Annotated in this window: 21 protein-coding genes; 14 read left to right on the plus strand and 7 right to left on the minus strand. The window is 45.3% G+C overall.

The genetic code is table 11. From position 1 onward, the window contains the following. The first annotated feature begins 139 nt into the window (after nucleotides 1-139). The 3 genes from KIV41_RS16555 to KIV41_RS16565 are packed head-to-tail and all read left to right on the plus strand — an operon-like array spanning nucleotide 140 to nucleotide 2,870. The gene (locus KIV41_RS16555) at nucleotides 140-367 is read left to right on the plus strand and encodes a FeoA family protein (protein ID WP_010446851.1); all 228 of its coding nucleotides are present in this window, start codon (nucleotides 140-142) and stop codon (nucleotides 365-367) included. Beyond that, nucleotides 367-2,643, plus strand: coding sequence for a Fe(2+) transporter permease subunit FeoB (feoB, locus tag KIV41_RS16560; RefSeq protein WP_045392943.1), 2,277 nt, complete (start codon nucleotides 367-369; stop codon nucleotides 2,641-2,643). The genes KIV41_RS16555 and feoB overlap by 1 nt, the downstream gene beginning before the upstream one ends. Continuing rightward, nucleotides 2,640-2,870 (plus strand): FeoC-like transcriptional regulator, encoded by a 231-nt coding sequence (locus KIV41_RS16565; protein WP_010446855.1) that lies wholly within the window; start codon nucleotides 2,640-2,642, stop codon nucleotides 2,868-2,870. Before feoB ends, KIV41_RS16565 begins: the two co-directional genes overlap by 4 nt. A 73-nt stretch (nucleotides 2,871-2,943) precedes the next feature. On the opposite strand, the gene KIV41_RS16570 is transcribed toward KIV41_RS16565, so the two are convergent. The 3 genes from KIV41_RS16570 to argS form a co-directional block, all read right to left on the minus strand. Next, nucleotides 2,944-3,465, minus strand: a complete 522-nt coding sequence (locus tag KIV41_RS16570; RefSeq protein ID WP_088881179.1) for a YqhA family protein — start codon at nucleotides 3,463-3,465, stop codon at nucleotides 2,944-2,946. 149 nt (nucleotides 3,466-3,614) lie between these two features. Next, a complete protein-coding gene (locus KIV41_RS16575) occupies nucleotides 3,615-4,043 on the minus strand; it encodes an HIT domain-containing protein (RefSeq protein ID WP_010446859.1) in 429 nt (142 codons plus the stop codon). Nucleotides 4,044-4,280: 237 nt separating this feature from the next. Then, complete coding sequence (gene argS / locus KIV41_RS16580; protein WP_045392935.1) at nucleotides 4,281-6,014, minus strand: arginine--tRNA ligase; 1,734 nt, start codon at nucleotides 6,012-6,014, stop codon at nucleotides 4,281-4,283. Nucleotides 6,015-6,234: 220 nt separating this feature from the next. Between argS and KIV41_RS16585 the strand changes: the two genes are divergently transcribed. Then, nucleotides 6,235-6,831, plus strand: coding sequence for a VOC family protein (locus KIV41_RS16585; protein ID WP_285337032.1), 597 nt, complete (start codon nucleotides 6,235-6,237; stop codon nucleotides 6,829-6,831). A 312-nt stretch (nucleotides 6,832-7,143) separates the two neighbouring features. Here KIV41_RS16585 and purU read toward each other — a convergent pair whose 3' ends face one another. Next, the gene (gene purU, locus KIV41_RS16590) at nucleotides 7,144-7,977 is read right to left on the minus strand and encodes a formyltetrahydrofolate deformylase (protein ID WP_038884829.1); all 834 of its coding nucleotides are present in this window, start codon (nucleotides 7,975-7,977) and stop codon (nucleotides 7,144-7,146) included. Between the two features lie 193 nt (nucleotides 7,978-8,170). Between purU and KIV41_RS16595 the strand changes: the two genes are divergently transcribed. From KIV41_RS16595 to rnd, 8 genes are all read left to right on the plus strand, one after another. Further along, on the plus strand, nucleotides 8,171-8,368 hold the full coding sequence (locus KIV41_RS16595) for a hypothetical protein (protein ID WP_285337033.1): 198 nt from the start codon (nucleotides 8,171-8,173) through the stop codon (nucleotides 8,366-8,368). 134 nt (nucleotides 8,369-8,502) lie between these two features. Then, nucleotides 8,503-10,428, plus strand: coding sequence for an ATP-dependent DNA helicase (locus tag KIV41_RS16600; RefSeq protein ID WP_285337034.1), 1,926 nt, complete (start codon nucleotides 8,503-8,505; stop codon nucleotides 10,426-10,428). A gap of 41 nt (nucleotides 10,429-10,469) precedes the next feature. After that, nucleotides 10,470-11,171, plus strand: a complete 702-nt coding sequence (gene tsaB / locus KIV41_RS16605; protein WP_010446871.1) for a tRNA (adenosine(37)-N6)-threonylcarbamoyltransferase complex dimerization subunit type 1 TsaB — start codon at nucleotides 10,470-10,472, stop codon at nucleotides 11,169-11,171. A 53-nt stretch (nucleotides 11,172-11,224) separates the two neighbouring features. Then, the gene (locus KIV41_RS16610) at nucleotides 11,225-11,530 is read left to right on the plus strand and encodes a hypothetical protein (protein WP_010446873.1); all 306 of its coding nucleotides are present in this window, start codon (nucleotides 11,225-11,227) and stop codon (nucleotides 11,528-11,530) included. Nucleotides 11,531-11,558: 28 nt separating this feature from the next. Beyond that, nucleotides 11,559-12,116 (plus strand): Slp family lipoprotein, encoded by a 558-nt coding sequence (locus KIV41_RS16615; RefSeq protein ID WP_010446875.1) that lies wholly within the window; start codon nucleotides 11,559-11,561, stop codon nucleotides 12,114-12,116. 6 nt (nucleotides 12,117-12,122) lie between these two features. Beyond that, a complete protein-coding gene (locus KIV41_RS16620; protein WP_029560938.1) occupies nucleotides 12,123-12,977 on the plus strand; it encodes an alpha/beta fold hydrolase in 855 nt (284 codons plus the stop codon). A gap of 106 nt (nucleotides 12,978-13,083) precedes the next feature. Beyond that, nucleotides 13,084-14,775: a long-chain-fatty-acid--CoA ligase FadD gene (gene fadD, locus KIV41_RS16625; RefSeq protein WP_038884822.1), complete on the plus strand. Its 1,692-nt coding sequence runs from the start codon at nucleotides 13,084-13,086 to the stop codon at nucleotides 14,773-14,775. Nucleotides 14,776-14,862: 87 nt separating this feature from the next. Beyond that, nucleotides 14,863-15,981, plus strand: coding sequence for a ribonuclease D (gene rnd / locus KIV41_RS16630; protein WP_029560939.1), 1,119 nt, complete (start codon nucleotides 14,863-14,865; stop codon nucleotides 15,979-15,981). A gap of 303 nt (nucleotides 15,982-16,284) precedes the next feature. Here rnd and minE read toward each other — a convergent pair whose 3' ends face one another. From minE to minC, 3 genes are read right to left on the minus strand one after another with little or no spacing between them, the layout of a single operon-like run. Continuing rightward, nucleotides 16,285-16,548 (minus strand): cell division topological specificity factor MinE, encoded by a 264-nt coding sequence (minE, locus tag KIV41_RS16635; protein ID WP_010446883.1) that lies wholly within the window; start codon nucleotides 16,546-16,548, stop codon nucleotides 16,285-16,287. A gap of 2 nt (nucleotides 16,549-16,550) precedes the next feature. Continuing rightward, the gene (gene minD / locus KIV41_RS16640) at nucleotides 16,551-17,363 is read right to left on the minus strand and encodes a septum site-determining protein MinD (RefSeq protein WP_010446885.1); all 813 of its coding nucleotides are present in this window, start codon (nucleotides 17,361-17,363) and stop codon (nucleotides 16,551-16,553) included. Between the two features lie 19 nt (nucleotides 17,364-17,382). Next, the gene (gene minC, locus KIV41_RS16645; protein WP_285337035.1) at nucleotides 17,383-18,045 is read right to left on the minus strand and encodes a septum site-determining protein MinC; all 663 of its coding nucleotides are present in this window, start codon (nucleotides 18,043-18,045) and stop codon (nucleotides 17,383-17,385) included. A gap of 197 nt (nucleotides 18,046-18,242) precedes the next feature. On the opposite strand from minC, the gene KIV41_RS16650 reads away from it, so the two are divergent. Together KIV41_RS16650 and KIV41_RS16655 are read left to right on the plus strand one after the other, a co-directional pair. Then, the gene (locus KIV41_RS16650; RefSeq protein ID WP_045392920.1) at nucleotides 18,243-18,527 is read left to right on the plus strand and encodes a YcgL domain-containing protein; all 285 of its coding nucleotides are present in this window, start codon (nucleotides 18,243-18,245) and stop codon (nucleotides 18,525-18,527) included. 44 nt (nucleotides 18,528-18,571) lie between these two features. After that, a complete protein-coding gene (locus KIV41_RS16655) occupies nucleotides 18,572-19,543 on the plus strand; it encodes a lytic transglycosylase domain-containing protein (RefSeq protein WP_010446891.1) in 972 nt (323 codons plus the stop codon). The last annotated feature ends 9 nt before the right edge of the window (nucleotides 19,544-19,552 follow it).

The raw sequence follows: 19,552 nt of genomic DNA on the forward strand, positions 1-19,552 counted from the left end.
CTTGACGACTAATAAACAGGGTAGATTCGTGGAATCTTTGATTTCACACAATGAATAGGAGGGTATTGGGGAGTAGAATCGCCCCATTGAATACTCTTAATAATAATATTTATCATTAGCAATACTCTTAAGGGCCATTATGAAGCTATCAGAGATCAAACCCGGAGAAACGGTAACTATTCGATTACTTGAAGGTCTATCCTCAGATGTTCGAAAAAAGCTCATGGTAATGGGGCTACTTCCTAACACTCTAGTAAAAGTAATTCGACGCGCTCCTATGGGCGACCCTCTGCAAGTTGAAGTTCGTGGTGTTTCTGTTGCATTGCGAGAAGCGATTGCGCAAAACATTGAAGTGGAGCGAGCATAATGCAATATCAAATTCTTACTGTAGGTAACCCAAACAGCGGTAAAACAACACTTTTTAATGGCCTGACAGGTGCTAAACAGCAGGTTGGTAACTGGGCGGGTGTAACTGTTGAGAAGAAAACAGGTCAGTTTAAACATGCTGGTGATGATTTTGCTCTGACTGATCTGCCTGGTATTTACTCACTTGATAGTGGTAACGACAGCAACAGTATTGATGAGTCGATCGCATCCCGTGCGGTTTTGACCCACCCAGCGGATCTGATCATCAACGTAGTAGATGCAACCAGTCTTGAACGTAGTCTATATATGACACTTCAACTACGTGAACTTGGCCGTCCAATGATTGTTGTGTTGAACAAGATGGATGCGCTTAAGCGCGAGCGCCAAATCATCAATGTAGCTGAACTGGAAAAGACACTGGGTTGCCCAGTAGTAAGTCTATCTGCGACAAACAAAGCACAAGTTGCCGAGTTTAAAGAGAAGCTACACAAATCTGTGGTTCAAGGTGTTGCACTAAAAGAAATGTCTTTGAACTACGGCGAGCAAATGGAAGCGGCGATCAATAACGTTTCGGCTCTTTTTAATGATCAAACCGTTTCTAACCGTGCTCTAGCGATTCGTGCACTAGAAAAAGATGCACTTGTTCTTAACAGTATGTCGGATGCTGACCGCAATAGCGTTGAAAACACTATTACTGAGCTTGAACTGGATGTTGACCTGCACGTTGCCGACACTAAATACACGCACCTTCACGAAGAGTGTAAGAAAGTACGCCGTAGCGAAGGTAAGCTAAGTCGTAGTGTGACTGAAAAGCTCGACCAGTTCATCCTCAACAAGTGGGTGGGCATTCCATTCTTCTTCGTTGTGATGTACCTAATGTTCATGTTCTCTATCAACATTGGTAGTGCGTTCATCGACTTCTTCGATATCGGTGTTGGTGCGTTGCTAGTTGATGGCGGTCACCACTTATTGGATGGTCATTTGCCAGTTTGGCTGGTAACTGTTCTTGCTGATGGTATCGGTGGTGGTATCCAAACAGTCGCGACTTTCATTCCAGTTATCGCGTGTTTGTACCTTTTCCTAGCCGTGCTTGAAAGCTCAGGCTACATGGCTCGTGCAGCATTCGTACTAGATAAAGTGATGCAGAAGATCGGCCTACCGGGTAAAGCGTTTGTACCGCTTGTTCTTGGTTTTGGCTGTAACGTACCATCAATCATGGCAACTCGTACTTTAGACCAAGAGCGTGAACGTAAACTGGCTGCATCAATGGCACCATTTATGTCATGTGGTGCTCGTCTGCCTGTATACGCGCTATTTGCTGCTGCATTCTTCCCTGGCTCAGGTCAGAACATTGTATTTGCACTTTACCTACTTGGTATTGTGGCTGCGATTTTTACTGGTCTTTTCCTTAAGCACACGCTTTACCCAGGAAGCAGTGACACGTTGGTTATGGAAATGCCAGATTACGAGCTCCCAACACTACAAAACGTCGTGATCAAAACGTGGCAAAAACTGAAGCGCTTTGTATTGGGTGCGGGTAAAACCATCGTAATCGTTGTGGCAATCCTAAGTTTCTTTAACTCACTAGGTACAGATGGTAGCTTTGGTAACGAAGACAGTGAAAATTCTGTACTTTCTAAAGCAGCACAAGTCGTGACACCAGTGTTTGCACCTATCGGCGTTCAAGAAGACAACTGGCCGGCAACTGTTGGTATTATCACGGGGATCTTCGCTAAAGAAGCTGTGGTAGGTACGCTTAACAGCCTATACACCACACCAAGTGATGGCGAAGAAGCGGAATTTGACCTAATGGGCAGCCTAGAAGAAGCGGTAATGAGTATCCCTGATAACCTTGCTGGTTTGAGCTACTCAGATCCACTGGGCATTGAAGTCGGTGACCTTACTGATTCAAGTGCAGTAGCAGAAGAGCAAGAAGTAGATGCATCTATCTTTGGTAACATTAAAGCTCAATTTGCTTCTGGTAACGCAGCGTTTGCTTACCTAATCTTTATTCTTCTTTACACACCATGTGTAGCAGCGATGGGTGCATACGTACGTGAGTTCGGCCATAACTTTGCACGTTTTATTGCGGTGTGGACAATGGGCTTGGCTTACCTATGTGCGACGTTCTACAACCAGTTGACACACTTTGCAGATAGCCCTATTACTAGTGGTATTTGGATGGCAGTGATTGTGGCAATCTTCTTTGGCACATACCGCGTGTTCAAACAAGTTGGTAAGAAACAAAACGGTGCATTAGAGGCGCAAGTAGCATGATTTTAAAAGAGCTTTATCAATACATTGCAGACAAAGGAACCGTCTCCCAGTCAGATCTGGCTAAACAGTTTGGGATGAGTGAAGATGGCGCCGACGCGATGTTAAGCGTGTGGATCAAGAAGGGTAAAGTTAACCGCTTAGTCGACACCAATAAAGCTCATGACGTGACTCGAGTTCGCTACTCTGTAACTAAACAAGATGGTTTATCTTTAACAGTAACCATGTAGCAGCAAGAAGTCTCACGTAAAACCGACAAAGCCGCATCAGTAATGATGCGGCTTTTCTTTTTTGCCTATTCAATCAGCGATCTTCAGAGTGCTTGGTTGAGCCCAGTTCTAAAAATTTTAATCCAAGACTTAGAACTAAAATTGAAATTGGTAGGGTTAAGATCGTCCAGTCTAAGCTATCGAAATTAATCAGTACGAGCTCCAAGAACTTCACAAACAAAATCACAATAATGACTTCAGCTAAGATGTTTTTTAGGTGACCAATGTTTGGTGTTCTGATCCAATGCAAAACGGATTGGTCTTGTGTTTTAGCTTTAACTTTATTGGAGATAAACAGAGTAAAGATACCGTGAGCAAAGATAAACAAAACCAGTGCGACAAGAAACGTATCTAGAGACTTGATCAAATAAGCGATCGCGATGTCTGCTTTATCTAAATGTGCGAGTGTTTCTGGAGGTGTTTGATTAAGAATGAAGACCGCAAATGCCGAGTAGGTTTTTGCTGCACCCATAACAAAAAGCAAGAACGAAGCAGCCATAGAACAGATGATGGCAATCCAGCTGACGTATCGGAATGTGTTGAAGACTTGTTTCATGATGACCCTCTCTAATTGAGCTAGCAGTCTAAACAAGTTTGATTTGAGTGATAATCCCAGGAAAATGAGAAAGATTGTTACAAATAAGTATTAATCTTTCTCGTCTATTTCAGCGATATTCAAAGACGAATTATTTTCGCTAGCAGTGCTTATGCTTTTTGGAAAATAGAGCTCAGTGACAGCACGTTCTTAATACGGCCAAGCAATTCGTTCTGCTCTTCTTCTGTGCGGAATTCACCTTTGGTGTTACCCCAAACTGGTCCCGGCCATGCCACATCGTCTTCGAAGCGAGCAATATGGTGAATGTGCAGTTGTGGCACCATGTTGCCTAGCGCACCAAGGTTTAACTTGTCTGGACGGAATGTTGCTTCCAGTGCTTGGCTTACCGCTTGAGATTCTAGCAAAAACTGTTGCTGTTCTTGCATTGGCAAGTGGTGAAGCTCTTTTAGGTTTGCACGTTTAGGTACCAAGATAACCCATGGCACGGCATTGTCTTTATGCAGAAGTGCCACGCACAGTGGGAAGTGACCGATAACGGTGGTGTCTTTTGCCAGTTGAGGGTGCAGTTCAAAACTCATGATCTTTCCAATTAATTGTTTTAGTTGAGTATAAGGTTGGAGAGAGGATGTGGCTAGGTCTTAAATATTAAACGAGAGATTCCCTACCGCGTTCGTCCCTCACTGTAGGGAGTGACGTGTTTCTACCGACGCTAGTTGGGGGATTGCTTGGTTTCACACAGATGATATATGCGGAGCAATAAAAAAGGCTGACGCTTTCACGCCAACCTTTCTAACTTGTCTCGAGACTCGGATCGTTTACATACGCTCTAGAGTATCGATACCTAGTAGAGATAGACCTTGCTTGATGGTCTTCGCCGTTAGCGCTGCTAGTTTCAGACGGCTTTGTTTCACAGCTTCGTCTTCAGCAACTAGGATAGGGCACGCTTCGTAGAAGCTAGAGAACTGACCTGCTAGTTCGAATAGGTAGCTACACATGATGTGCGGTTGACCTTCGCGAGCAACAGATTGAACCGCTTCTTCGAATTGCATAAGTTTTGCGATAAGCGCTTTTTCTTTCTCGTCAGTGATCTTAATTTCACCTTGTAGATCATCCATAGAAACGCCAGCTTTAGCGAATACAGATGCTACACGAGTGTAAGCGTATTGCATGTAAGGTGCAGTGTTACCTTCGAACGCTAGCATGTTGTCCCAATCGAACACGTAGTCTGTGGTACGGTGCTTAGAAAGGTCTGCGTACTTAACCGCTGCCATTGCAACTGTGTTAGCGATCGCTTTCTTCTCGTCTTCAGCTAGTTCTGGGTTCTTAGATTCGATCAGCTGTGCTGCACGAACTTCTGCTTCATCAAGAAGATCTGCAAGACGAACAGTACCGCCAGCACGAGTCTTGAATGGTTTACCATCTTTACCTAGCATCATGCCGAATGCGTGGTGTTCAAGAGAAACAGATTCTGGGATGTAACCCGCTTTACGAACAATAGTCCAAGCTTGCATTAGGTGCTGGTGCTGACGAGAGTCGATGAAGTAAAGCACACGATCTGCGCCTAGCTCTTCGTAACGGTATTTCGCACATGCGATATCTGTTGTTGTGTATAGGAAGCCGCCGTCACGCTTCTGAACGATAACGCCCATCGCTTCGCCGTCTTTGTTCTTGAATTCTTCAAGGAACACAACTTGTGCGCCATCATCTTCAACCGCAAGGCCTTGTGCTTTTAGGTCTGCTACGATCTTAGGTAGCATGTCGTTGTACATGCTTTCGCCCATTACGTCATCACGAGTAAGAGATACGTTGAGACGATCGTAGTTGCGTTGGTTTTGAATCATGGTGACGTCAACAAGCTTCTTCCACATTTCTGCGCAGAACTCGTCGCCACTTTGCAGTTTCACAACGTAGTTACGTGCTTTCACTGCGAATTCTTCGTCTTCGTCGTACAGTTTCTTAGACTCACGGTAGAAGCCTTCAAGGTCAGCCAGTTCCATAGAAACTTCGCCAGACTCTTGTTGTACACGCTCAAGGTTTGCGATAAGCATACCGAACTGAGTACCCCAGTCACCGATGTGGTTCGCACGGATCACTTTGTGACCTAGGAACTCAAGAGTACGTACTACCGCATCACCGATGATGGTTGAACGTAGGTGACCAACGTGCATTTCTTTCGCAACGTTTGGTGCAGAGTAGTCAGCAACGATAGTTTGAGCTTCGTCTGCAGCAACGCCAAGGCGTGAGTCAGCCAGTGCTGCTTCTGCTTGCTTCGCTAGAAACTCTTCGCTTAGGAAAATGTTGATGAAACCAGGACCTGCGATTTCTGTCTTGCTCGCAATACCGTCGAGGTCTAGAACATCCAGTACTTTCTGTGCAAATTCTCGTGGGTTAGTACCCAGTTTTTTAGCAACGCCCATTACGCCGTTTGCTTGGTAGTCACCAAATTGTGGCTTTGCTGATTGGCGAACTGCAGCAGGACTGCCTGCAGGTGCGCCAGCGGCTTCTAGAGCCTGAGATACTTTGTCATTAATAAGTGCTTGGATATTCACACGCGTTTCCTTCAATTCAAGGACGAAGAACTCGGCGAAGTAAGTGCCGAGTTCTGTTGGAGTTCACAAAAATGGGGCTAATGATAACAACTTTATTGCTTTTCATACAGAGAGGAATTGGGGAAATTTATACTTTTTCGATTGAATGGAAATGTGGCTTGGTTTGCGTTTACTATTGCGCTCAGAGTAATGAGATAAATCGCCCCAAAAGAGAGCCACAATGACGACTCAACTAGTTGAAAAACGCCTAGCGCCTGAATTGATGATCCAAGATCTGGATGCATTTATGGCGAAGATTGAAGAGCTTGCATCCCTGTTAAAACTGGATCTGAGCTTTGCTCAAGCTGACCATATTGCGCTGCGTATTAATGATACTGAAACAGCGAAAGCCGCGCATGAAGCATGGAATCAATACGGTAAGGTGATTTCACGAGCGAAAATCAACGGTCGCCCGATTATTGTTATTGAATTCGACAAAATGTTGGAAAGCCGTGGCTGGAAGATTGAGTGTTTGGAGTTGCCATACCCTGCGGAAGGCAAAATCTACCCAACTGAAAGCTGGGAACATGTGGAGTTTGTGATTCCGTCTCATGCCGAAACCGCAGACGATTTTCTTGCTGATTTGAAACACACTTATCCAGCATTTGGTGCACGCTTTGATGAGTTGGAACAGCTGGGTGTAAAGATCAAATTGTCGAGCCCGAAAGGGGAAGGCGAACGCTTGAATAACCCAACCGTGGCGTTTAAGTATCAAGGCATTTGTATCAAGCTGCACCCGCATTCACTCAAGCGTATTGTGGAGTCTGAGCAGGCTTAATTTGTTTTACGTGTGCTGTTAGCTTTGTGGGCAAACTGGAGCTGACAGTGCGCGGATATGAGATTCCTGATCTCGCTTAAGCTCGTCGGAATGACGCGTTTGAGTTGTTTGCGCTTGGTTAAGTCATGTAGTCCAATGGATTTGAGCTCCAATCACAATTACGTCATTCCCGAAAGCGACGAAGGAGCGCAGTCGAGAATCTCTTACATGCACTGCCATAAAACATCCGACGACTGATACAAAAAACGCGTAACGAAAAGGCAATACCTTCTCTAATTACGCGTTTTTAATAGTTAGCAGTCAGTCGCTAACTTAAAGAATAACCGTCTTATTACCATAAACAAATACGTGGTCATTGAGCACTTTGTTTAGTGCTTTACTCAACACGTTCTTTTCTACATCACGACCCGCTTGCGCCATATCTTGTGCGCTGAAGGTGTGATCGACAGGAATTACGTCCTGCTTGATGATTGGACCTTCATCCAAGTCATTTGTCACGAAGTGCGCCGTAGCACCAATGATTTTCACGCCACGATCAAACGCTTGTTGGTACGGTTTCGCACCGATGAAAGCGGGCAAGAAACTGTGGTGAATATTAATAATCTTGTGATGGTACTGCTCTACAAAAGCTGGGGTTAGCACACGCATGTACTTCGCCAGAACTAAAAAGTCCGCATCGTATTGAGCGATGACTTCGAGCATCTTTTGCTCATGCTCTTCGCGGCTCAGATCTTCGTGAGTAACATGGTGATAGGGGATATCGAAGCGTTCAGTAAGGCCTTGTAGCTTGTCGTAGTTACCTACGACGGCGGCGATTTCTACATCCAAACTTCCGTCGTAGTTCTTCATTAAAATATCGCCTAAACAATGCGCTTCTTTAGTTACTAAAATAACGATGCGCTTACGGCGGGAACTGATGAGCTTTCGCTTCGCACCTTGAGGCAGTGCTTGGTCTAAATCTGCTAGAAAAGTCTGATCATTGAAGTAGCCTTCTAGCTCGGTACGCATAAAAAAGTGACCACTGGCATTATCTACAAACTCATTATTGTGGACGATATTCAGTTGGTGCTTATAACAAATATTGGTGATTTTTGAGATCAGGCCTGGGGCGTCTGAACAATGAGTAAGTAGTGTTTTCTTTTCCATAAATAGAATACTTCCATGTTTTATTTTTTTTAGCGTACGAAAAATTGTTTAGCCCTAATAGGGTGAACTATGCCGCAATTTGACCACCATAAATAATCTATTATCAAAATGGTTTCAACAAATTATCTAGGTGAATTTAAACAGTCACAAGTTTGTTGACGTAAGACAAAATTAAAAGGCTAAGGTGGTGCGTATGGATAAAGAACTACTAGCACGCAAACTGTACCAAGAGCGAGTAAGTGCACTAGTGGGAGAACAAGGCATTGATGAGCAGGTGCTCAGTCAAATGTGGGAAAATAAAACCACTCCTACCGAAGCGGCGAAAGCCATGGTATCGGACGATGCATTCCAAGGACCAGCTTGGCTAAATCGCTACTTAAATCGTAAATAACTTCACAAACACCTTCCGGGGCGGGTCTTATTATTGGCTCGCCCCGGCTCACTTTCTGCACTTTTGTCACCTCGTGATCCTTTCCCGTTCTTTGGTATACTCTCGGCAATTTTTCTCGCTCAGGCAAAAAGTGGATGATCGCAAAAACCTTTTCCTCTGATGGTGCGCTAGGTAAAGCTATACCTGGTTTTCAAGCTCGTCAGCCCCAAATCGATATGGCAGAAGCCGTCAGCAGTGCGATCAAAGACCAAACTCAGCTGGTGGTTGAAGCAGGGACGGGAACAGGTAAAACCTTTGCTTACCTAGTGCCTGCGTTATTGAGTGGCAAAAAAGTCATCATCAGTACCGGGTCTAAGAACTTACAAGAGCAGCTATATCATCGTGACCTGCCGTTGATGGTGAATGCGCTGGGATTCTATGGTCAAGTAGCATTGTTAAAAGGTCGCTCTAACTACCTTTGTTTAGATCGCTTAAGCCGACAGATGGTCGAAAGCCACACCAACGAAGCAGATCCAACACTGCTGACTCAATTGGTTAAGGTACGCTCTTGGTCTTCGGAAACGAAAACGGGCGATTTAGGAGATTGTGAAGATCTGCCTGAAGACAGCATGATCATCCCAACCATTACCTCAACCAACGACAACTGCTTAGGCAAAGAGTGTCCGAGCTATACTGATTGTTTCGTCTTAAAAGCACGTAAACGTGCGATGGATTCGGACATCGTTGTCGTAAACCACCATCTGTTCCTCGCCGATCTTGCGATAAAAGAAACGGGTTTTGGCGAACTGATCCCTGAGGCAGATGTATTCATCTTCGACGAAGCTCACCAGCTTCCAGATATCGCCAGCGAATACTTCGGACAGTCCATCTCCAGCCGTCAGATCCAAGAGCTTGCCAAAGACATTGAAATTGCCTACCGCACAGAAGCGAAAGACATGCGTCAACTGCAAAAAGTGGGGGATAAACTGACGCAAAGTGCCATGGACATGCGCATTGTATTAGGTGAACCCGGTTTTCGTGGCAACTGGCGTGAGGCTCTGCAGTCGGAATCGATCAAGCGTGAACTGGTACGTTTAATTGATAGCCTAGATCTTGCCATCGATGTACTAAAACTGGCGTTGGGTAGAAGCCAGTTGCTGGATACCGCGTTTGAGCGTGCCAACCTTATCAAAGGTCGGATCGACAGAGTGTGTGACGTAGACATCACCGGTTATTCCTACTGGTACGATACTTCTCCGCGCCATTTCGCCCTGCACATTACACCGCTTTCGGTGGCGGATAAATTCCATGAGCAAATCGAAATCAAACAAGGTGCGTGGATTTTTACATCAGCAACCCTTGCTGTCTCTGGTGACTTCAAGCACTTTACTGAACGCTTGGGTCTGAAGCCAAAACAACAGTTTTCCCTGCCTTCTCCGTTTGATTACGAGCAGCAAGCGCGTTTATGTGTACCTCGTTATTTACCTGAGCCAAACAGCCCAGGCTTAGCCGACAAACTGGTGCGAATGCTCGCGCCTGTCATTGAAGAGAATGACGGACGTTGTTTCTTCTTATGTACTTCGCACAGCATGATGCGTGAGCTAGGAGAACGCTTTCGTGAAGTGCTGGATTTGCCAGTACTCATGCAAGGCGAAATGAGTAAACAGAAGACCCTAGCCGAGTTTATGGAGCTGGGTAATGCACTGCTGGTGGCCACTGGTGCATTTTGGGAAGGGATAGATGTTAGAGGTGATGCACTGAGCTGTGTTATCATCGATAAATTACCGTTTACAGCCCCTGATGATCCATTGCTTAAGGCACGTATTGAAGATTGTCGGTTACGTGGTGGTGAGCCATTTGCAGAAGTGCAAATTCCGGACGCCGTTATCACGTTAAAACAAGGGGTCGGGCGTTTGATTCGAGATCAGAAAGATCACGGTGCATTAATCATTTGTGACAACCGTTTGGTCACACGAGATTATGGTGGGATCTTTTTAGCAAGTTTACCTCCGATCCCAAGAACACGAGATCTGGAACGAATCAAAACATTCCTAAAAGCCGAACAAGATAGCCAGTCATAGAGTGGCCTTAATTACATTTAGAAAGAGTTATAGAGAGTCAAATGAGCGCAAAAATTCTTGCTATCGATACTGCAACAGAAAATTGTTCTGTTGCATTATTAGTGGGTGATAAAGTGATTTCACGTAGTGAAGTTGCACCTCGCGATCACACCAAGAAAGTGCTACCAATGGTAGATGAACTTTTGAAAGAAGCCGGTTTGACCCTTCAAGAGTTGGATGCGCTTGCGTTTGGTCGTGGTCCGGGCAGCTTTACTGGTGTTCGTATTGGTATTGGTATTGCACAAGGCTTAGCATTTGGTGCAGACCTACCAATGATTGGCGTTTCAACACTTGCAGCCATGGCGCAAGGCAGCTACCGCAGACACGGTGCGACTGATGTTGCGGTTGCAATTGATGCACGCATGAGTGAAGTTTATTGGGCTCGTTATACTCGTCAAGAGAATGGCGAATGGGCAGGAGTGGATGCAGAATGCGTGATTCCACCTGCGCGTTTAGCCGAAGAAGTACAAGCTGACGATAATACATGGACAACCGCAGGTACAGGTTGGGATGCATACCAAGATGAGTTAGGTCAACTTCGATTGAATCTAACTGCTGGTGAGGTACTTTACCCTGATTCGCAAGACATTGTTATTTTGGCAAAACAGGAGCTGGAGAAAGGCAATACCGTCCCAGTAGAAGAGTCGAGCCCAGTTTATCTGCGCGACAATGTGACTTGGAAGAAGCTACCAGGTCGCGAATAATCCTTATTGAGTTAGGGCGAAGTTTACTTCGCCCTAAATAAAGATGGAGCGTTATGGCATCGATAAATGGTTTACCTCCTGCGTTGGTTCCCGGTGCAAATCGAACGACGAAAACCAACAAAAAAAGTCAGGTAAAGAAAAGTCAGCAAAAGCAACCCGTTGGCCAACCATCAAAGGTGGCGAATGCGGTCGCGCACTCCATCAAACAGGTTGATGAATCACAAATACATCGGGCTCAAATTCAATATGATTTGCCTGAAGGACGTGCTCGCAAAGCCATGGAAGAATATATGGGTGTAATGAACCAAGCGAAAAAAGAGGAACTCGCTCAATTGCTTGGTGTCGATATTTACATCTAAACTGCAACACAACCTTTAAAGGGGAAACATGAACCTATCCAAACGAATTTTATTTACCCTTCTTGTTACGATTGGCTTGTCCGCGTGTAGCTCCCTACCAGAAGAGCTTACTGCGTCAACAGAACAAGTCATGACAGATTACAAAACCTTCGCAGAATCCCAAGGTCAAGTTAAGGAAGACGTAAGACTCGGCGGCGTTATTGCTCAAGTCGACAACTTGAAAGATAAAACCCGTTTGGAAGTTGTGAACCTCCCAATTAGTAAAACTGGTAAACCAAATATTGATAAAGAACCTATTGGCCGCTTTGTTGTATATATGGATGGATATTTAGAACCAGTATCGTTTAGCAAAGGCAGGCTGATTACTGTTGTTGGTAAAAGTGCAGGGGAAGAGCAAGGCAAAATCGGTGAGCACCCTTACATTTTCCCTGTAGTGAAAGGCGATGGCTACCGCTTATGGAAGATTGAAGAGCGTGTACGCATGTACGATACGCCAACTTACTTCTACCCTTGTTACTCCATTAACTGCCGCATGATGAGAAATGACTTCCCACAAGACGGCAAGGTGATCAAGAAGGTTAAGTAATCTGTGATTAATGAGCGCCGTTTTGAACTCCCATCTGGGAGTATGGCTGCCCTAGAGATCGGAAACGAAAAAACGACTGCTTGTTCAGTCGTTTTTCTTCATGGGTGGATGGATAATGCGGGCAGTTTTAAGGCTCTGATGAATGCTATTAACCAGAAAGCGCCTGAGCTTCACTTGTTAGCAATTGACCTATTTGGTCATGGTCTCTCCAGTCATAAATCCTCCGATAATTACTATCCTTTTCATGACTACATTGCTGATTTACACCAACTATTGGATGAATTATCGCCAAACAGACTGGTGTTAGTAGGGCATTCACTAGGCGCATTAATCGCAAGTTGCTATAGTGCTGCTTTTCCAGAGCAAGTCGAAGCATTAGTGCAAATTGAAGGGGCAGGCCCACTCGCTGAAAACCCTTCAAATAGCGTTAAACGTCTGCGTAACGGTGTCCTCAGTCGACAACGTCAACGTAACAAACCGGAGCGAGCCATCGCTTCTTTCGATCTGGCGTTAAAGCTACGCATGCAAGCGAATCACCTGACCGCCGAGCAGTTGATGCCTATCGTAGAGCGCGGAACTGAATGTCGTGATAACCAATGGTTTTGGCGACATGATGCCAAATTAAAATGCGAGTCTCTTTATCGTATGGCGCAGGATCACGCGAATGCGATCACCAGCCAAATCTGCTGTCCGCACCTGATCATTTTAGGTGACAAAGGATTTCAGCATTTACAGTCTAACCAAGTCGATTGGGGAGAAAATCCACCGAATGTGGTTTCTGTCGCAGGTGGGCATCATTGTCATTTAGAGCAAAAGCTCGAGGTCGCAAAGCGAATTCTTGGTGTAGTTAACAAAATTTAAACAAGTGTTTGAGAGTTACGTGCTCAAGCACGTTTGCTGTGCTGTAATAGTGCTCAAAATAAAAAGGACGCTATTTTTTAGCCAGTTATAAACGAGGAGTAACATCGTGGATAAACCATGGCTTTCACGTTATCCAAGTGACGTACCTGAAACCATCAATCCAGAGCAATATGAGTCTTTGGTAGAAATGTTCGAGCAGTCTGTACAAAAATACGCAGACCAACCGGCATTCATGAACATGGGCTCGGTCATGACCTTCCGCAAGTTGGAAGAGCGTAGCCGCGCATTTGCCGCATACCTACAAAACGAACTAAAGCTGAAAAAGGGTGACCGCGTTGCTCTTATGATGCCAAACCTGCTGCAATACCCTGTCGCGCTATTTGGTATTTTGCGTGCTGGTTGTATCGCGGTGAACGTGAACCCACTTTACACTCCCCGTGAGCTAGAGCATCAGCTAAACGATGCTGGAGCAACGGCGATCGTTATCGTTTCTAACTTCGCGAACACACTTGAGCAGATCGTTGAAAACACGCCTGTTAAGCACGTAGTTCTGACCAGCCTTGGTCAAATGCTGCCACGTGCGAAAGGTACGCTTGTTGATTTCGTAGTTAAGTACGTGAAAGGCATGGTACCTAAGTACGATCTGCCGGGTGCAATCTCAATGCGTAAAGCGCTGCATAAAGGTCGTCGTCTTCAGTACGTGAAGCCATTTATGTCTGGCGATGATATTGCGTTCCTTCAGTACACCGGTGGTACAACGGGCGTAGCGAAAGGCGCAATCCTGACGCACCGCAACATGATTGCGAACGTAATGCAGGCGAAAGGCGCGTATGGCCCCGTTCTGTCTCCGGGGCGTGAACTGGTTGTGACGGCGTTGCCGCTTTATCACGTATTCGCACTGACGGTGAACTGTCTACTATTCATCGAAATGGGTGGCAACAACCTACTGATTACTAACCCACGTGACATTCCAGGTTTTGTGAAAGAGCTGCAGAAGCACCAGTTCACCGCGATTACCGGTGTAAACACGCTGTTTAATGCATTGGTAAACAACGAAGATTTCCATGAGCTAGATTTCAGTAACCTTCGCCTAGCAGTAGGTGGTGGTATGGCAGTACAACGCGCGGTTGCAGAGAGTTGGCAGAAAACAACAGGATGTTACCTACTCGAAGGTTACGGCCTAACAGAATGTTCTCCGCTAGTGGCGGCTTACCCGCATGACCTAGTGGAATATAACGGCTCTATCGGTCTGCCTGTGCCATCAACGGAAGTACGTATCGTTGATGAAGAAGGTAACGGCCTACCAAACACTGAAACCGGTGAGCTTCAAGTTCGTGGTCCTCAAGTTATGCAGGGCTACTGGCAGCGTCCGGAAGCGACCAAAGAAGTGATCAACGAAGATGGTTGGTTATCGACCGGTGATATCGTTAAGTTTGATGAGGAAGGCTTCCTACACATCGTCGACCGTAAGAAAGACATGATTCTTGTGTCTGGTTTTAACGTTTACCCGAACGAAATCGAAGACGTTGTAGCACTGCACGGTAAAGTGTTAGAAGTCGCGGCAATCGGTCAGCCTCACGAAGTTTCTGGTGAGTTAGTGAAGATTTACGTGGTTAAACGTGATCCAAGCTTAACTAAAGACGAAGTCATTGCACATTGTCGCCAACACCTAACTGGCTACAAAGTACCTAAGTTGGTTGAGTTTCGTGAAGATCTACCTAAGACCAACGTAGGCAAGATCCTTCGTCGCGTATTGCGTGAAGAAAACGACGCAGAGCTCGCGAAGAAGAGCGCATAAGCGGATTTCTTTGTGCAACAATCATTTATTGATAATTAATGTTAGAATGCCAGCGTTTTGCTGGCATTTTTTTATAGCGAGAAGCATGTGAATTATCAGATTATTACTAAAAACAAAGACCTAGAACAAGTTTGCGCTCTAGCTCGAGAAGCAGATGTCGTTATGTTGGATACTGAGTTTGTCCGTGTAAGGACTTACTATCCGCAGCTAGGCTTGATTCAGCTTTTCGATGGCAAGCAACTTTCCCTAATTGACCCAACTGAACTTACCGACATGAGTTCATTTGTTGAGTTACTTAAAGACACCTCAGTACTTAAAGTTCTACACGCATGTGGTGAAGATCTAGAAGTCTTCCAAAATGCCTTTGATTGCACGCCATTCCCAATGGTGGACACTCAACTTATGGCGGCGTTTCTTGGCCACGGGCTTTCAACTGGTTTTGCAACGCTAGTCGAAGAATACCTTGGTGTGGAACTTGATAAGAGTGAATCTCGCACCGATTGGATGGCACGTCCATTAACACAAAAGCAGCTTGATTATGCCGCAGCGGATGTTCACTACTTACTGCCTCTCTATGAGAAGTTGTTCGACAAGGTTACGGAAGCAGGCTGGTGGGAAGCCGTTCAGCAAGAAAGCGACCTACTGGTTTCTAAACGTATTCGTAATACTAACCCAGACAACGCCTACCTTGATATTAAAGGCGCTTGGCAGCTAAAACCTCGTGAGTTAGCCGTTCTTAAGCCTCTTGCAACTTGGCGCTACCGCGAAGCACTAAAGCGCGATCTTGCGCTGAACTTTATCTTCAAAGAAGGGGACTTGCTCACAGTGGCACGCCTTGGCCTGACGAGTTTCAAGAAGATGGAAGCAGAAGGTATTGATATTCGCGCAATCAATCGTCATGGTGCGCGTATAGCGGCTATCGTCAAGCAAGCGAAGCTCACTCCAGCCGATGAGTACCCTGCTACTATTGAACGTTTGATGGATTACCCTGGCTACAAGCAAATCTTCAAGAACATGAAGGATGTAGTGAAAGTAGCGTCTCAAAAATCTGGCTTAGCGACCGAGTTTTTGGCGTCGAAAAAGCAGATTAACCAAATCATCAGTTGGGTTTGGAAGAAAGATCGTGATCCAGCGAGACTACCGGACGTGATGCAAGGTTGGCGTCTAGAGTTGCTCGGTGAGAAGATGGATAAGATTCTCAAGTAAGCACTACTCAAAACAAGATAAATGAAAAAGGTTGGCAAATAGGCCAACCTTTTTTTGTAACACGCATTTGTATTTAGCCTGAAGTTCTCATCTTACGACGTTAAGCCACCGAGTCGTTCCAGATAATCTAGGCGAACCGCAAGAATCTAAGTGAGGCTAGGAGTCTACTCACAGCTCGCTTGCTTTGAAGCCAAAGCCATACCTCAACAATCCGAGCTCGTTGGGAACAGATTCTGAATCACGCTCGTTCCTCGCTGTTCAGAATGACGAAGAGGAGGGCACTCAGGCAAAGACGAAAAGTAATTACTTCTCGTCTTCTGGCAACTTCACGTTGAGCTCAAGAACGGAAATATCATCGTCTTTGTGCTCAAACGTCAGGTCAACCATGTTCGGGTCAATAGCCACGTACTTACTGATCACTTTAAGGATGTCTTCCTTAAGTTGTGGTAAGTATGAAGGCGCAGGATCATCTTGGCTACGACGTTCCGCCACGATAATTTGTAAACGCTCTTTCGCTAGGCTTGCTGATGCTTTCTTCTGAGGTCGGAAAAATTCCAATAGTGACATTATTAGCCTCCAAATAGTCGTTTAAAGAGTCCTTTCTTCTCCTCAGTAAGGAAACGAAATTCAACTTGCTCACCCAGTAGGCGGTCAACGGTATCTGAGTACGCCATACCAGCATCTGTATTCTCATCAAAAATAACAGGAACACCTTTGTTTGATGCATTCAATACAGCTTGGCTTTCAGGGATAACACCAAGTAGGGAAATATGCAGGATCTCTTCTACGTCTTGAACGCTCAGCATTTCACCTTGGTTTACACGGCCAGGGTTGTAGCGAGTCAGTAGAAGGTGCTGCTTCACTGGCTCTAAACCTTGCTCAGCGCGAAGTGATTTAGAATCAAGAATACCAAGAATACGGTCTGAGTCGCGTACTGAAGAGACTTCAGGGTTGGTTGTTACGATCGCTTCATCTGCGTAGTAAAGCGCCATTAGGGCACCTTGCTCGATACCTGCTGGAGAGTCACAGATAATGAAATCGAAACCCATCTCACCCATCTCGTTGAACACACGTTGTACACCGTCTCTAGTCAGTGCATCTTTATCTCGAGTTTGAGAAGCAGGAAGAATAAACAGGTTATCGGTACGTTTGTCTTTGATCAACGCTTGGTTCAGCGTTGCCTCACCATTAATAACGTTAACGAAATCATAAACAACGCGACGTTCGCAGCCCATGATTAAATCGAGATTACGCAGGCCGATATCGAAATCGATCACCGCTGTCTTTTTACCCTTGAGGGCAAGACCAGAAGCGATGGCTGCGCTAGAAGTGGTTTTACCCACGCCACCCTTACCAGACGTTACAACAATAATGCGTGCCATTTTATTTCCTTTTTAAAACTTAAATCGTGAGAGTCTCAAGATGTAATGATTCTTCTGCTTTACTGATCATTACTTTTTGTTTCCAGAACTCACTCGCAATTTGATCACTAAGCCAATAGTCACCCGCTATGGAGATTAGCTCAGCTTGTAAATTGTGGCAGATAATTCGAGCTTCACTTTGTCCGCTTGCTCCTGCGATTGCACGGCCACGTAATGTTCCGTGAATATGAATAGAGCCATCGGCAATGACTTCAGCCCCTTCGCTAACATGCGCGAGTACGACTAAATCGCCATCTTTGGCGTATACCTGTTGGCCAGAGCGCACAGGCGTGCGCACCATTTTAGTTGGTGCCATTTTCGCTGGTGCTTTTGCAGGAGATTTACTAGCAGACATAATGGCGAAGCCCGCTTCAGAGGCAAGGTTTTGTATGCGTTTGTCTTTGCAACCCGTTACGCCAACCGGAATAAAGCCGGCATCAGCAATACCTTGCTTCAATGCGTTAAAATCAATATCGCCTTCGACTTTTGCTATATTGATCACCAATGGGGCGGACGCAAAAAAAGAAGGAGCTTGAGAAACCTTTTCTTGCAAAAATTCGACAGTTTTGACGATCTCATTGTCAGAAAGGTGTAAAACAGACAATGTAAAACTGCTACCTTTAAGGTCAGGTGAATGGGTCATCGTGGACTTCTTGCCTCTGTTGAAAGAGCGTTGCCTTAAACTAGGTATGTCATGTTATATTTCATCCCTTGACGCAGCAAGTTATCTTAAGGGCAAATAAGTGATTTAATCTCATTTTTGCTATCAAGTTTGCGAGAATTTTACGTTTTTATTTAAATCCGCCCCAAAATGGGGGAAATCAGCACAAAAGGCTTGTCATGCTTTGTTCTATTTATAAAAGTTCCAAGAAAGAAGGCGCTTACCTCTACATCCCGAAAAAAGACGATTTTTCACAGGTGCCTGACACACTTATGCAGATGTTCGGTAAGCCTATGCCGGTTATGACGATCAAACTAGAAGGTCGTAGCTTAGCGCAAGTGGATGTCGAGAAAGTGAAAGCTTCATTACAAGACGAAGGCTTTTTCCTTCAGTTGCCACCACCACCAGAAAATTTATTAGAAAAATACAAAGAACAAAAAGCTCAACAGAAAGACGAACAATAAGTCGGTTTGCTATTGAGTGATCTGCCTTGCTCAAGGAGGGCAATATGAAAAAAATACTGGCAACGATGCTTAGCTTAGGGGTTTGTACTTCGGCTTTTGCTAGTAGCGAAGGGTTTGACGAATACCTTAATAAACTGCGAGCAGAAGCTCGTGATAAAGGTATCTCCGAGCAAGTCATCAGTGCCGCGTTTGCCGATGTTGAATACAAACCACGCGCGGTGAAAGCGGACCGAAACCAGCCAGAAAAAAAACTGACGTTGGACGAGTATATCCCTCGTGCAGTACCTGAGTGGAAGGTCAAACAAGCGAAGCAGTTATACAAAGAGCATTACGCAGAGTTAAAACGCATTGGCGATGAGTTTGGTGTTCAACCGCGCTTTATTGTCGCGCTTTGGGGCGTGGAAAGTAATTTCGGCAAGTTCACTGGCAACTTCCGTGTTATCGATGCGTTGTCGACCATGGCATTTGAAGGTCGACGTGAAGAGTTTTTCCGCAAAGAAACCATGGCCGCGCTACAAATTCTTGATCAAGGCCATATCGAGCTAGAAAACTTTAAAGGCTCGTGGGCTGGTGCGATGGGACAGTGTCAGTTTATGCCTAGCTCATTTTTGCGTTTTGCCGCAGATGGCAATGGCGACGGTAAGAAAGACATCTGGCAATCAGAAGCAGATGTGTTTGCCTCAACCGCTAACTACTTAGGTGAGTCTGGTTGGGACGATAAATACACGTGGGGTCGTCAAGTAAAAGTGCCGCATGGTATTGATCATAACCTTGAAGGTCGTGGTGCTGAAAAAGGCAAGTACCTGCAAGAGTGGAGCAAGTTGGGCATTACTAAGTACGATGGTAGTCCGCTACCTAAACTGGATGAAGACATCAAAGCTTGGCTAATCATGCCAGACGATGAAAACGGCCGTACTTACTTGGTGTACAACAACTACAACGTATTGATGAAGTGGAACCGCTCTTACTACTTCGCACTGGCGGTAAGTCATTTAGCTGACCGCATCACTTTCTAAGTGCTTAAT

The organism is Vibrio sp. D401a (assembly GCF_030248515.1).
Classification (GTDB): Bacteria; Pseudomonadota; Gammaproteobacteria; order Enterobacterales; family Vibrionaceae; genus Vibrio; species Vibrio rotiferianus.